The sequence below is a fragment of the Streptomyces carpinensis genome (assembly GCF_002154505.1).
GTDB lineage: Bacteria > Actinomycetota > Actinomycetes > Streptomycetales > Streptomycetaceae > Streptomyces > Streptomyces carpinensis.
The window spans coordinates 1-13,853 of record NZ_MUBM01000515.1 but is presented as its reverse complement, the minus strand read 5'-3'; the positions used below and the strand labels follow the sequence as shown (position 1 = coordinate 13,853).

The 13,853-nt window shown below is 66.8% G+C and carries 9 protein-coding genes; 5 read left to right on the top strand and 4 right to left on the bottom strand.

Annotated elements, in window-relative coordinates; genetic code table 11:
- From BZY54_RS45205 to BZY54_RS45190, 4 genes are all read right to left on the bottom strand, one after another.
- The coding region (locus BZY54_RS45205) for a sugar ABC transporter ATP-binding protein (RefSeq protein WP_143668312.1) at positions 1–1,406 on the bottom strand (1,406 nt) is incomplete at its 3' end.
- Positions 1,407–1,468: 62 nt separating this feature from the next.
- Positions 1,469–2,596, bottom strand: coding sequence for a substrate-binding domain-containing protein (locus BZY54_RS45200; protein WP_086731170.1), 1,128 nt, complete (start codon positions 2,594–2,596; stop codon positions 1,469–1,471).
- Between the two features lie 181 nt (positions 2,597–2,777).
- Positions 2,778–3,815 carry an ABC transporter permease gene (locus tag BZY54_RS45195; protein WP_086731169.1) on the bottom strand — a complete coding sequence of 346 codons (1,038 nt, stop codon included), beginning with the start codon at positions 3,813–3,815 and terminating at the stop codon, positions 2,778–2,780.
- 458 nt (positions 3,816–4,273) lie between these two features.
- Complete coding sequence (locus BZY54_RS45190; protein ID WP_244217657.1) at positions 4,274–5,605, bottom strand: alcohol dehydrogenase catalytic domain-containing protein; 1,332 nt, start codon at positions 5,603–5,605, stop codon at positions 4,274–4,276.
- Positions 5,606–5,836: 231 nt separating this feature from the next.
- Between BZY54_RS45190 and BZY54_RS45185 the strand changes: the two genes are divergently transcribed.
- The 5 genes from BZY54_RS45185 to BZY54_RS45165 form a co-directional block, all read left to right on the top strand.
- A complete protein-coding gene (locus tag BZY54_RS45185) occupies positions 5,837–7,309 on the top strand; it encodes an aldehyde dehydrogenase (RefSeq protein WP_244217656.1) in 1,473 nt (490 codons plus the stop codon).
- A gap of 571 nt (positions 7,310–7,880) precedes the next feature.
- Positions 7,881–8,951 (top strand): zinc-binding dehydrogenase, encoded by a 1,071-nt coding sequence (locus tag BZY54_RS45180; protein WP_158104017.1) that lies wholly within the window; start codon positions 7,881–7,883, stop codon positions 8,949–8,951.
- A 459-nt stretch (positions 8,952–9,410) separates the two neighbouring features.
- The gene (locus BZY54_RS45175) at positions 9,411–10,931 is read left to right on the top strand and encodes a sugar ABC transporter ATP-binding protein (RefSeq protein ID WP_244217655.1); all 1,521 of its coding nucleotides are present in this window, start codon (positions 9,411–9,413) and stop codon (positions 10,929–10,931) included.
- Positions 10,924–11,988: an ABC transporter permease gene (locus BZY54_RS45170; protein ID WP_158104016.1), complete on the top strand. Its 1,065-nt coding sequence runs from the start codon at positions 10,924–10,926 to the stop codon at positions 11,986–11,988. Before BZY54_RS45175 ends, BZY54_RS45170 begins: the two co-directional genes overlap by 8 nt.
- A 676-nt stretch (positions 11,989–12,664) precedes the next feature.
- The coding region (locus tag BZY54_RS45165; RefSeq protein WP_158104015.1) for a sugar ABC transporter substrate-binding protein at positions 12,665–13,853 on the top strand (1,189 nt) is incomplete at its 3' end.

Here is a 13,853-nt window from a genome sequence, read left to right as displayed (position 1 = left end):
AGTTCGGACGCGTCCGAACTGACGACAACGACTGCATGACCCTTGTCGGCCACCTGCCGGAGCAGTCGATAGATGTCCATACGTGACCGGACGTCCACGCCTTGAGTGGGTTCGTCGATGAGCACGACACGGGGATCCATGGCGAGTACGCGCGACAGCGCGACCTTCTGCTGGTTCCCGCCCGACAGTTCCGACGGCAGCTGCCGGGGGTTGCCCACGCGAATGCGGTATTCCTCGATCGAATCCTCGATGAAGGACCGCTCCCGCTTGAGGCGCATGAAGCCCATGCTCGACAGTCGGCCGAGCACGCCTATTCCGATGTTGTCGCCGACCGACAGCGCACTGAAGAGCGACTCGTTCTTCCGGTCGGACCCCAGCAACACCACTCCACGCTCGACGGCCATCCGATAGCTGCGGATGCTGGTGCCACCTGTGCGTACGTGACCGTGGGTCTCCCCGAGTGACGCCAGTCCGCGGAGCAGCGCCAGCTGGCCGTTGCCATCCGCACCCGCGATTCCGACGATTTCTCCGGCTCTCAGCTCGACGTCGACAGGACCGAAGCCGGGGCCGGCCAAGTCCTTCGCCTGGAGGAGCACCTTGCCGTTCGACTGGTCGCTCCGCTCCGGGAACTCCATGTCGACGCGCGTACCCGCCATCAACTCAACAAGGCGTTGCAGTGCGGTCGTAGGCGCGTCGTGGGTGCCTTGGTAACGGCCGTCGCGCAGTACCGTGACGGTGTCTGCGACACGCTCGACTTCCGACAGCCGGTGGGTCACGAAAAGGACCGCGGTCCCACGGCTCGCCACCTGCCGCATCAGGAGCAGCACGGTGTCGACGCCTTGTGCGTCGAGCGCCGACGTCGCTTCGTCGAGGATGAGGATCTTGGGCTCGCGGGAGATGGCTCTGATGATCTCCAGCAGTTGTCGGTCCCCGGGCGCGAGATCGCCGGCCTTCATAGTCGGGTCGATGCGTATGCCGTGGGATGCCAGCAGTTCGGTCGCCCACGCAACGATGCGGCGATAGGCCGGACGCTGCGCCCTGTCGGTCCCCAGGTACAGATTCTGCGCGACCGAGAGGTCCTTGATGAGGGATCCGTCCTGAAACACCGTGATGGCGCCTGCTCGTTGCGAGTCCGCGGTTCGTCGGCTGGTCACCGCGCCGCCGTCGATGGAGATGACGCCGGCGTCGGGCTGGACCGTGCCGCTGATGATCCCGACGACCGTGGACTTGCCAGAACCGTTCTCGCCAACCAGAGCGTGGATCTGACCCGCTGATACATCGAAGCTCACGTCGTCCAGTGCCTGCACGACGCCGTAGCGTTTGCTGATCCCGCTGACCGCCAGTCGCGGACTCGTTCCTTGCATCTCGGCGCGCTCATGTGAATCAAAGGTCAGGTTGTCGGTCACCTGAGAACCCCTTCCATGTGAGGGGCGGCCTGGAGCTGGACCCCCTCGTGTGATGTGGGCGGTCAGCCTGTCTTGAGCATCCGGGAGAGCAGCTCGTCGGGGATCATCACATCTGAGCCCGGGTAGTCGTCAGGGCGATCGGCCTCGTAGAGACCACGCTTGGCCTGGACGAACGGGGCGGGGGAGAGGATCTCCGCGGGAACGTGGCCGGCCAGCGACGCCATACCAATGGTCACACTCGCCCGTGACGACCACATGTGCGAGGTCGTGTACCACAAGGGGAAGGCTCCGGGGGTGCCCTGCTTCTTCTCCCAGATCTTCGCCAGGCCGTTGTTGTCCGTCCACGTGATGATTGCGGGAACGCGGATAGCAGCCTTGTCGAAGGCGTCGACCACCTGCGGCACCGGATCCGCGTAGTCGAAGAGGATGGCGCTGTAGTTCTTGCCGGAACTCACCACTGCCGAAGCGGCGCTGAAGGTGCCGGCCGGCGTCCATCCGGTGTCCAGCTTGACGCCGACCCGGGACTTCTTCACGGCTTGCTCGTAGCACCGGTTCCACTCGACTCCCAGCGGGTTGCCCGGAACACCGTTGAAGATGGCGGTCCGGCGGGTCAGACGGAGCTTCTGGTCAGCGATGCGGGCCATGGCCTTGCCCATGGCACAGCTGTCGAGGTGGATCTGAGAGGTGATGGTGTCCGACGGAGCGTCGGGCTGCGGGGAGATGTAGGTGACGACCTTGGCGCCCAGTTTCTGCGCGAACCTATTGGCAGGATAAGTGGACTTTCCGAATGAGTTGAGCTCGACTATCACGTGGGCGCCCCGTGACGCGAGGCTACGGATGTCGGCCTGGTACTTTGCCATCTCGTTCTGGCCGTCGGTGAACATGAGCTTGCCGACACTGGGATAGGTCATGGCCTGGAGGATCATGCTCATCTTGTTTAGCTTGTGCCACTGAATGGTGGCATCCCAGTCGGGCATCCCGATCGTGACCGGTCCATCGCCCAGTTTGCATACCGTGCTGTTCCAGCATTTAAAGGCGGTGTCGAGCTGTTTCGGCGTGAGCTTGATCGACGAGCGCTTGATGGCCTCCTGGATGACTTCCGGCTGGTCGCTCAAACGTACTTCGGAGGACAGCAGGGCGCTGTTGAGGGTGTGCTGGGCGACCTCATCGGAGATGGTGCCCAGGTCCACGATCGAATCGCTGGGAGTACCAGCACGGGCAGGCAGGCTCTGAGTGGACGTGGGTGCCTGGCCACATGCGCCAGCACTGAGCGTCAGTGAGGCAAATACCGCTACCGCGGATATGCCTGCTTTATGGCGGCGAGAAAAGAACCTGTGAAGCACAGTTGACACCGCGTTCTTTCTGGCTTGATCAGCTGGAAACCGTTGATGATGTATCGGTGTTCATCGCCGGTGGACCGGAGCGAAAAATGGGGAGTCGAAAGCCCTTCGAGGTCATCATGAGCGCCAGGCCGACGCACAGGACGACGCCCTGGAAGGCCATGGAAACGCCCGATGAATAGCCCCGGGTGCGCAGGACATGGTCGAGCACGACCAGGAAGACCGCTCCCAGCGCCGTCGAACCTGCCCGCACCCGGCCGCCGGTCAGAGCCGCACCGCCGAGGACCACAGCGACGATGGGGCTCAGCAGGTAGGGGTCTCCGAGCGTCATGTCCGGTGTCCGGACGCGACCGGCGAGGAGTATTGCGGCGAGCCAGACGATGCCGCTGCTCACCAGCCAGGCGGTCAGCCGCAGTCGCGTGGCGTTGAGACCGCTCATCTCCGCGGCAGCCCGCGACACGCTGCCTGCGGCGACGAGTCGCGCGGTGGTGTGGAACCGCAGCCAGGCAGCGACCAGAGCGGTTACGACGAGCGCGAGGAGCAGGATCACGCTGACCTGGCCGACCGAGTCGCCGGCGAAATCGGACCAGCTGCCGGGCACATTGCTCACCGCGAGGATCGGACCGCGGTAGATCTGGGTGATTCCGCTGATGATGAGGCCGGAGGCGAGCGTCACGACGAGTGAGTCCAAGCGCATGAACTCGACGACGAGGCCGTTTACCAGCCCGACGGCCAGGCACACGACCAGTGTCATCAGCAGGGACTGGGGCATCCGCCCTGAATCTCCCTCAGGAACCTTCAGGAGCATGACGCCCACAAGGTTGACCTGAGCCGGAATGCTGAGATCGATGCCGCCCGTACCGATGATGAATGCCTGCGCCAAGGAGGCCAGGACCATCACGCCAACTGTCGGTGTGAGCGTCGAAAGGCTTGCGTGCCCGAAGAGATCGACCCCGAGTACGGTTGTGCCGACGACAATCAGAACGACGTTGGCCATCAGGATTCCCGGCACCGAAAAGCGAGCGGTCGGCCGACGCGAGCCGTACAGACGGTCAAGCGCCAATTTCATGGACTTAGCCCTTCGTCAAACAGCAAATCTGATGGATTGTCCTGCGTTCCGACCGGCGTTTCCGGCTTTGCCGAGCGTGAACAGGGTCCGGCGATTCACGGGTATCCCACGTAACTCTTGGGAGCCGACGCTAGGGGGATTCCCATACAGCGTCAATACTAATGTTGACGCTGTCCCCTTTTGAACCTGTGCGATCAGGTGCGGATGAGGCAGAAAGCATGCGCAGGCGTTGTTGCCGATATGGAAAAGCGGCCGGACGTGCCGAGGTCTGGCGCGCCCGTCGGCCCAGCGAGTTGTGTCTGGGCCGACGGGCGGTGTCCGAATGACGACCGACCGGTTCCTGATCAGACACTCCTAGGTTCGGTGGTCGCGTGCTCATCTCCGTCCGCCGGCGGCCCGTTCGCCCGATCGGTGCTACCTGATTCGGAGCCGGTCGGCCGGGTTGCCGGTCAGATGGTTCAGAAGGATGTGATGACGGACCGCACGATTCCGCCCTTGGCCAGATCGCGGTACGCGTCGTTGATGTCGCCCAGGCCGATCTCCTGCGATACGAGGTCGTCCAGGTTGAGCCTGCCCTGCCGGTAGAGCTCGGCGTAGATCGGGATGTCGGTCTTGGGGTTCGTCATCCCCATGTTGACCCCTTGCAGGGACTTCTGCCGGTGCAGGACCTTCACGCTCGAATCGAGCTCCAGCGTGGTACCCGGCTTCCCGACGCCGAGAAGATAGGCTGCTCCGCCCACTCTCGCCATGTCGTAGGACTGCGCTTGAGTCAACGCCAGGCCAATGACCTCGAAGACGTGGTCGGCGCCACCGTTCGTGATGGCAAGCACTTGCTCCACCGTATCGGACGCCTGGGCGTGTACGACATCGGTGGCGCCGAACTTGCGAGCGAGTTCTAGCTTCTCCAGGTCGACGTCGACGGCGACGATCCTGGTCGCGCCGGAGACATGTGCCGCACTGATCGCGTTGAGTCCCACGCCGCCCGTGCCGATGACGACAACCGACTCCCCGACCCGCACCTTGGCCGCGTTGATCACTGAGCCGGCACCAGTGACGACGGCACACCCCAGCAGTGCCGCCGCGCTGAACGGGAGATCCTTCGGGACCGCGACCAGCTGGTTCTCATGGATCAGGGCCTGTTCCGCGAAGCCGCCAATCCCGTATCCCTGAAATACCGGTCCGGCCTCCCCGAAGATCCGAGGTCCCTCGGACCCAGCACGATTGCCGGCGTCGGGGATCAGGCACTGGTAGGTCCGCCCCGTCAGGCAGTTCGAACATCTTCCGCAGAACTGGATCAGACAGGCCACGACATGATCGCCCGGCTGGAACTCGGCGACGTCCGGTCCGACGGCGCTGACCACCCCGGCCACCTCATGACCCAGTACCGCGGGCCAGGACAGGAGGCCGAACTCGTTCTGCGCGAGGTGCAGGTCGCTGTGGCACAGTCCGGAAGCGCGGACCTCGACCAGGACTTCGCGGCCCTGCGGGGAAGCGATCTCCACCTCTTGTGTCTCGAAAGGCTGACCGATGCCCGCGCACACTGACGCTTTCACGTTTTCGACTCCTTCTGGAATGACATCGCGCACGGCGAGATGGGTGACGGCGGGCGGCAGGCTCCGAAGGAACGGAGCCCGGAACCGAAGCGTGGGGAGTCCCGAGGATTTCCGCCGCGGGAGCGTCCTCCTGCCGTGTTGCACTGCCGGGGTGACCGGACGACGGGTGCCGTACTCGCGCCGTGCCAACGCTCTTTGGGGGACGGTGATGTTGCCGGTGGGGATGGCGGCTCGCACCCACGTCTCCTCGGGTGAGCGAGATTGAGACGTTCCCATCGCCCCGCCGAGCCTGTCAATACTCGCGTTGACAATCGGCGCCGACCTGTGACGCGGTCGTGCTCATCGGCGGATTTCCCGGCGATTGAGCCCCCGGGAAACTGTCAACGCGGTAGTTGATTAGCTCGCCGTTCCGTGGTTACGCTCCGAACCGGATCCACCACGGATCACCCTCGACGAGGAGGCATGCGCATGGACAGCGTGGACGCCATGACGTCACCGGGCGGAGCGGACGTGCAACTCCGTCGCACAAAGTTCTTCATCAACGGCCAGTGGGTCAAGCCGCTCACCGACGCGACCCACACCGCCGTTGAGGCAGCGACGGGCGAGGCGCTCGGAGTCGCCGCCCTGGGTGCCCCCGCCGACGTCAAAGTGGCGGTCGAGGCCGCGCGGGAGGCGCTGGACAACGGGCCCTGGGGCCGTACCAGCGTAAGTGAACGCGCCGCCCTCATACGGGAATTCGCCGACGCGCTGGAGCGCAGGTCTACGGAGACGGCGACCACCTGCAGCCGGGAGAACGGCATGCCGATCGCCACGGCAACGGGGGCGGCACTGGGTGCCGCGGGCATCTTCAGGACCGCTGCGGACCTGATCGAAAATACCCCACTGGAACAACCGGTCGAGGCCAGCGAGCGTGGCTCGCTCCTGCGGCGTGAGCCGGTCGGGGTTGTCGGCGCGATCACTCCGTGGAACTTCCCGCAGCCGACTGCCGCACTCAAGGTGGCTCCGGCGCTGGCCGCCGGCTGCACCATCGTGCTGAAGCACTCTCCTGATGCCGCCTTCGACACCTATGTGTTCGCCGACATCGCGCAGGAGATCGGCCTGCCGCCTGGGGTACTCAACATCGTTCTCGGTGACGCCGAAGCCGGCCGGACGCTGGTGACCCACCCGGATGTCGACAAGATCGCGTTCACTGGGTCGAGCGCCGCCGGCAGCTGGGTGGCCGGCGAATGCGGCAGACTCATACGGCGCGTCACCCTCGAACTCGGAGGCAAGTCGGCCGCGATCGTGTGCGACGACGCCGACATGACCACGCTCTACAACGGGCTCGGAAACGCCTCGTTCCCCAACAGCGGACAAACGTGCACCACTCAGTCACGGATCCTGGCCCCCCGGTCCCGCTATGAGGAAGTCGTCGAGACGGTCGAACAGTTCGCCCGTGACCTGCGCGTCGGTGACCCGCTCGACCCGGAGACCACCTGCGGTCCCATGGCGGCTGAGCACCATCTGGCCAAGGTCATGCGCTATATCGGCATCGCCCGCGACTCCGGCGCCCGGTTGGTCACCGGCGGCGGCCGACCTGCCGATCTCCCTCGCGGCTGGTTCGTCGAGCCCACCATCTTCGCCGATGTCGACAACAGTGATCAGATCGCACGCGAGGAGGTCTTCGGTCCCGTGATCGTCGTGATCCCCTACGAGGGCGACGACGAGGCCGTGCGGATCGCCAACGACACCGACTACGGTCTCGCGGGCTCGGTGTGGTCCACGGACCGGGCACGCGGGCTGGACATAGCTCGCCGCATCCGCACCGGAACCATCGGCATCAACAACTACGACGTGGACATGTCGGTGCCGTTCGGCGGCATGAAGAGCTCCGGACTGGGACGGGAGCACGCGTCCTGGGGCATCGACAACTACCTGGAGTTCAAGTCCGTCTTCATGTGACGGCTCGGGAGGGGACGGGCGCGACACCGGCGCGAGGTCCGCGTCCGGTCCGGATGCTCGACGTCGTGCTCGGGGGACGGACGCCGTCCCCGCTCACCCAACAACTCATTGGTCCACAAGATCTGCTGCACTGGTGCCACCGCGGTGGGCCAGTGGACCGCAGTCGAGTGCGGCAGGCCGATCCGAAACTCCACGCGGCAACCAGGCGGTAAGGCGGCGCGATCGTGTGCGACGACGTGAACTGAAGGACCCGCACCACGCAGTCGCGGATCCCGGCTCCGCGGTCGCACTGAGCGGAGGTCGTCGAGACCGCCGCCCGTTTCGCCCGCGGCACTGAGCGGCGAGGCCGCTCTCGGCCGGCCGCCACCCGCGGATCGATCGAGGGCGGAACGCCACCGGCGAGGGCCCTGGGCCACGTCGGCGTCAGCTGAAACATCACCCCACACCACCGTGCATCCGGGCCCCATCCCGGTCCGGTGAGACCTGCCCGGCCCCGCCGCGGCCGGCCACGCGGGCGCGGACCATGGCCGGTCCGACTCGTCCTCACCCCAGAGAAGGGAGCATCATCGCGATGAGCGTGAGCGCCACCGTGGCAGTCCACACTGCCGGACAAGACGGGATCACGATGCAGGAGGTGATCCTGCCCTCGCCGACCGGTCATCAGGTCCTCGTCACCATCGAGGCCTCCGGCCTGTGCCGCAGCCAGCTGAGGCAGATGACCCTCCACGGCTCGGGCGCGCCCTACCTGCTCGGGCACGAGGGCGTGGGCGTCGTCGCTGAGGTGGGGCCAGACGTCCGGGACCTGAACGTCGGCGACCGCGTCGTCGTCACCTGGATCCCGGTCACGGGCGAGGGTGTCCGGACCCCGCAGTGGGCGACCGTCGACCTGGGCGACGGTGTCGTGGCCGAGACGATCGACGGCATCTTCACCTGGGGGACTCACACGCTGGTCGACGAATCCTTCCTCGTACCGCTCACGGCCGCCGACACCGACCCGGCCCTGTCCCTGGTCGGATGCGCGCTGATCACCGGCCTGGGCTCCGCGGTGTACGTGGGAGAGTGCTCGCTGGGTGAGAACGTCGTCGTGATCGGCGCCGGTGGTGTCGGACTCGCGGCCATCGCCGGCGCCGCATGCGCCGGGGCGGCGCAGGTCCTGGCCGTGGACATCGACGACGCCGCCCTGGCGCTCGCCCGCGAGCTCGGCGCGACGTCGACCCTGAACAGCAGGACCAGCGACCTCGTCGAGCACGTCCGGGCCACCATGGGCCGGGGCGGCATGCGTGGCGCGGACCTCGTGATCGACTGCGTCGGGGAAACTCTGACCGCGAACCAGGCGCTGGAGTGTGCGCGTCCGGCGATACAGGGCTCCGGGATCGGCGGCCGGGTGGTGGTCGCGGGCGTCAGGGAGGTCCCAATCACCTTCGAGGGCGCCCAGTTCGTGATCGACCAGAAGCGGATCACCGGCGCCCTGGCAGGAGGAATGGGCAGGCGGGAGATCCTCACGACGCTGGACGCGATCCGCAGTGGTCGAGTGAACGTGGGCGGCATGGTGACCGAGACCGCCCGGCTGGCCGACCTCGGCAAGGCCGTCGAGCGGCTGCGCCGCGGCGAGATCCACGGCCGGGCCCTGGTTGTGAGCTGAGCCGCTGTGCGCTCCGGACCGACCTTTTCGGACCGCCGCAGGGACGGGCGAGCCGAACTTCACGGTGGCATGCGCGTTACCCCTGCGGAAGCCGGAGCGCATCGTCGCCCCAGTAGCCGGGGCGACGCGAGAAGTTGTACTGATCCGGGGCATCCCCGCCCATACCCGGCCTCGCGCGATTCCCGGTGCGTGAGCGGTGACCCGCCGCGTCGCACTGTCCACGGACGAACGTTCGAAGTTGCGTCAACGGCAAGGTTGACGCTGGCGTGGCGGGGTGACCAAATCTCGGCCAGCATCTAGCGAATTGACTCATATCGCATGATCCACGGCATGCCGTACCAGCAAGTGGCCGGAGGCCATATGAACTCTCGTCCTGATCAACCCCCTGCGACAAGGGGCAAGGCGGGAACGCCGGCAGTCTCTAACGTCCTCGACAACACGACGTCCGAGGGTGGCCCCGTGGCCCTGGAGGCTCGGGGCATCACCAAAGTCTTCCCGGGCACCCGCGCCCTGGACCACATCAGCCTCACGCTGCGTCGCGGCGAGATCCACGCCCTCTGCGGCGGGAACGGCTGCGGCAAGTCCACCCTCATCAAGATCCTCAGCGGCGTGCTCCAGGCGGACAGCGGCACCGTCCTCCTCAACGATGTCGACATCGACGTGACGCAGGTCAAGCCGGCCCAGGTCCACGAGCTCGGCCTGCGGGTCGTGCACCAAGACCTGGCAGTGTTCCCGGACCTCAGCATCGCGGAGAACATGATGCTGGGCTCCGGGTATCCGGTGGCACGGGGCCGTATCCAGTGGCGGGAGACTCGGCGGCGGGCCCAGGCCCAGATCGACCGTTTCGAGATCCCCGCCCGCCCGGAGAATCTGCTGCGCGACCTCCCGGTCGGCACACGGGCCCAGGTCGCCATCGCCCGAGCACTGCAGGACGTCAGCGAGAACCGGGGAATCGTCATCCTCGACGAGCCGACCGCGTCCCTGCCGTCGCACGAAGTCGAGCTGCTGCTCGCGGCCATCCGGCGGCTGGCGGCGCAGGGGCACGCGATCCTGTTCGTCAGCCACCGCCTCGACGAGGTGCTGGCGCTCACCGACCGCGTGACCGTCATGCGGGACGGCCGGGTGGTCGCCCGGCACGAGACCGCCAAGCTGAACGAGTCGGAGCTGATCGAGTCCATCCTCGGCAGGCGTGCGGACGAGATCGGGATGCGGCACAGCGCGCGGCCTCTGGGCAACCCCGTCCTTCAGACCCGCGGCCTTACCGCCGGCCCGGTCACGGACATCGGCCTGGAGGTCCGCGCCGGCGAGGTCGTCGGCATCGCGGGCCTGCTCGGCTCGGGGCGCACCGAACTGCTCCGCAGCATCTGCGGTGACCTACCCAAGAAGTCCGGCACGGTCGTGGTCAACGGCAAGCGGGCCGAGTTCCGCCGGATCGACCAGGCGATCGGCGCGGGGGTCGTGATGATCCCTGAAGACCGCCCGCGCGGCGCCGTGTTCCCCGATCTCCCGGTGAACGACAACCTCGATGTCGGGGTGCTCGGACGGTACTGGCGGTGGTCCGGGTTCCGCAACGCCGCGATGCGCAGGGACGACGCCGAGTTGCGCACTCGGTTCCGGGTGAAGTCGGAGTCCGGTTCGGTGCAGATGAAGTCCCTGTCCGGTGGCAACCAGCAGAAGGTGATCATCGCCCGCTGGCTGCGCCGCGACCCGGTGCTGCTGCTGCTCGACGAGCCCACCCAGGGGGTGGACGTAGGTGCCCGGGCGGACATCTACACCGCCGTCCGCGAGGTCACCGAGAACGGGGGTGCGGCCGTCGTCGTCGCCTCCGACCTCGAGGAGTTGACCCTGAACGTCGACCGTGCCCTCGTCCTGCGCAAGGGCCGGATCGTGGCCGAGGTCACGGGTGCGGACCTCAATGTGCACCGCCTGACCGAGTTGATCTACGCAGACGATGCCAAGAGCGGAGACAGAGATGGCTGACGCGACGACGGCGCAGCGCAGCGCCACCGAGCCCGGGACAAAGGACCCCGAACGGCGGACCACCAGGGCGCGGGTCGCCGACGTCCTGGAACGCTCCGGCGTGCCGATCCTGCTGCTGCTGTTGATCGCGCTGTTCGCGGCCGCGCCGGCGACCGGTGTGCTGTTCCGTACGACGGCCAACGTCCAGAACATCTTCGCGAACCAGTCCGTGACCGGCCTGATCGCCATCGGCATGGTCATCCCGCTGGTCGCGGGGTACTTCGACCTGTCGGTCCCGGCCATCGCCGGTGTCTCCAACGTGATGGTCGCGGCGCTGCTCGCGACCCACCACCAGCCGATCTGGCTGGGCCTGGTCGTGGGGATCCTCGCGGGGCTGGTCGCCGGCGCGGTGAACGGGGTGCTGGTGGCCCTGCTGCGGTTGAGCCCGTTCATCGTCACTCTCGGCACCTACATACTGCTCAGCGGCCTGCTGCTGGCCTACACCGGTGGTGAGACGATCATCAGCGGGATGCCTCCGCAGCTGGGCCAGTGGGGCGCCGGCCGGTGGATCGGGATCGCGCGGCCGTTTTGGTTGCTGATAATCGCCTCGCTGATCGTGTGGTTCCTGATCACCCAGACCCCGTTCGGGCGCAAGCTGGCCGCAATCGGTTCCAACGAGAACGCCGCCCGGCTCGCGGGTATCCGAGTGGACCGGTCGATCTTCATCACCTTCCTCCTGTCCGGTCTGCTCGGCGGCATGGCGGGTGCGGTTCTGACGATCCGCAGCGGGGGTGGGGACGCCACCAGTGCCGTCTCCTACCTCTTCCCGGCCTTCGCCGCGTTGTTCCTGGGGCAGACGGCGATCACCCCCGGTCGACCGAACGTCTGGGGAACGGTCTTCGGCGTGTTCCTTGTGTCGGTGGCCGTCAACGGGTTCACGCTGCTGGGCGCACAGTCCTGGGTGAGCCAGGTGTTCAACGGCACCGTCCTGGTGCTCAGCGTCGCCACGTCGACGCTGATCGCCCGGAGCCGGGAACGCCGGGCCAAGGCCATCCAGATGGAGGCCATGCGGGGCTGACCGACACCCGCAGAGACGATGGTGCGCCGTCGAGCCGTGGAGTAGCGATCTCCGCACAGCCTCTGGCCATGTGGGATGGCCATCACGGAACTCCGGCCACCGTCCGGATCGACGCCGGTACACGTGCGCCGACGGCGGTGGGAGAGGGTGCCGACCGCGTAGGCCACAGGGGCGCGGCGCGGGGGACCTGGCACTACCGATCCCAGAGGCCCGCGCCCGCCGTCCTTCCCCGGCCCACCGACGGCGCGTCCACAGGCTTGCCAGCTCGCCACGGTCGCCATGGAGGCGTACGCGCAGGGCCTGTCCACCTGAGGTGTGGACAATCCGGTCAAGGCCTTCCAGGGCCCTGATCGTCTGCCGCACCCGGCCCCGGACCGCATCAGTTCCAGGCGACCAGCCTCTTGGAACGGGTCAGTCGGAAGATCGAACGCCGCGTCGACGGCGTCCAGATCTTCCCCAGTTCAGACGCTCCCGAGGGCCTCACCACCGCCGTCCCCGTCGAGACGCAGGACGAGCGGGTCGCATTCCCCGCAGCTACCTCCCCGAAAGCGGCATGGACACGTCCTCCTGAAGATCAACCTACCGGTTGCAGCACTGCGGGGGGACATGGCCGACGAGACGACTCCGCACCACAACGAGAGGAATGAGCACTGTGCGCTCACCATCACGACGACGTGTGTTCACGAGCCTGGTCACCGGTCTAGCAAGTCTGGCGCTGCTCGTCGGGTGCTCCGACGGCGGCACCACCGCCCGTTCAACCGGTTCATCGGGACAGCTCGTCGCGCCGTCCCCCGACAAGGTGGTCACCCCCGGCGTGCCGCCGATGAAAGACCTCTACACCGGCGCCTTCAGTAGGCCGCCCACGACGTCCTTCGGTTCGTTGAAGGCATTGAAGGGCAAGTCGGTCTGGTGGGTGACCTGTTCCTCCGGCACCCCCGCCTGTCTCATTCCGGGCCAGGCCGCGAAGGAGGCCGGTCGGGCCCTTGGGATCGATGTGACGATCGCCGACGGCAAGTACAACATTGGCGGTGCGCAGTCCACCGCCATCCGCTCGGCGATCGCTGCGCACGCGGACGGGATCATCCTCTACGGGATGAACTGCTCGAACGTTCAACAGGCGCTCGAGGAGGCGAAGTCCGCGCACGTGCTGGTGATGGGGGCGGCGAGCCCCGACTGCTCAGCGAACGGCGGGCCCGCGCTCTACACCGCGCCGATGCTCTACAACGAGAAGATCAAAGACTCGATGGCCTGGTACCGGGCGATGGGCGCGCTGAGCGCCGACTACATCATCAACCGGTCCAACGGCCAGGCGAAGATCATCTACAACTTCAACACGGCCGAGTCGCAGCTGCGGGCGGCGGACGAGGGCTTCCGCGCGCAGTGGGCGAAGTGCAAGACCTGCAAGATGGTGGACCAGATCAAGTACGCGATCACGGACCACGTGCAGAACGGTCCCTGGATCCAGGCCTTCCGCAGCTCGCTGATCAAGCATCCGGACGCCAATGCCATCTTCCTCGACTGGGACGTGGAGATGAGCGTGCTGGGCGGCGTGCAGGCGGTGCGGGAGGCAGGCATGACCAACACCCTGATCTTCGGCGGTGAGGGCGTGCAGGAGACGTTCGACTTCGTCCACCAGGGGCGGGTCACCGCTTTGACCAAGGTCACGGCGCGGCAGTGGTTCGGCTACGCGGCGATGGACAACATGGCGCGAGCGTTGAACGGTCGACCCGCGGTCCCAGAAGGGCTCGGCCTTGTTGTCACCGACAAGGACCACAACCTGCCGGCGGCGGGGCAGCTGTTCGCCGGTCCTCCCGGCATCGACTTCAAGGCGCTTTACCGGAAGAGCTGGGGAGCGCCCGCGGGCG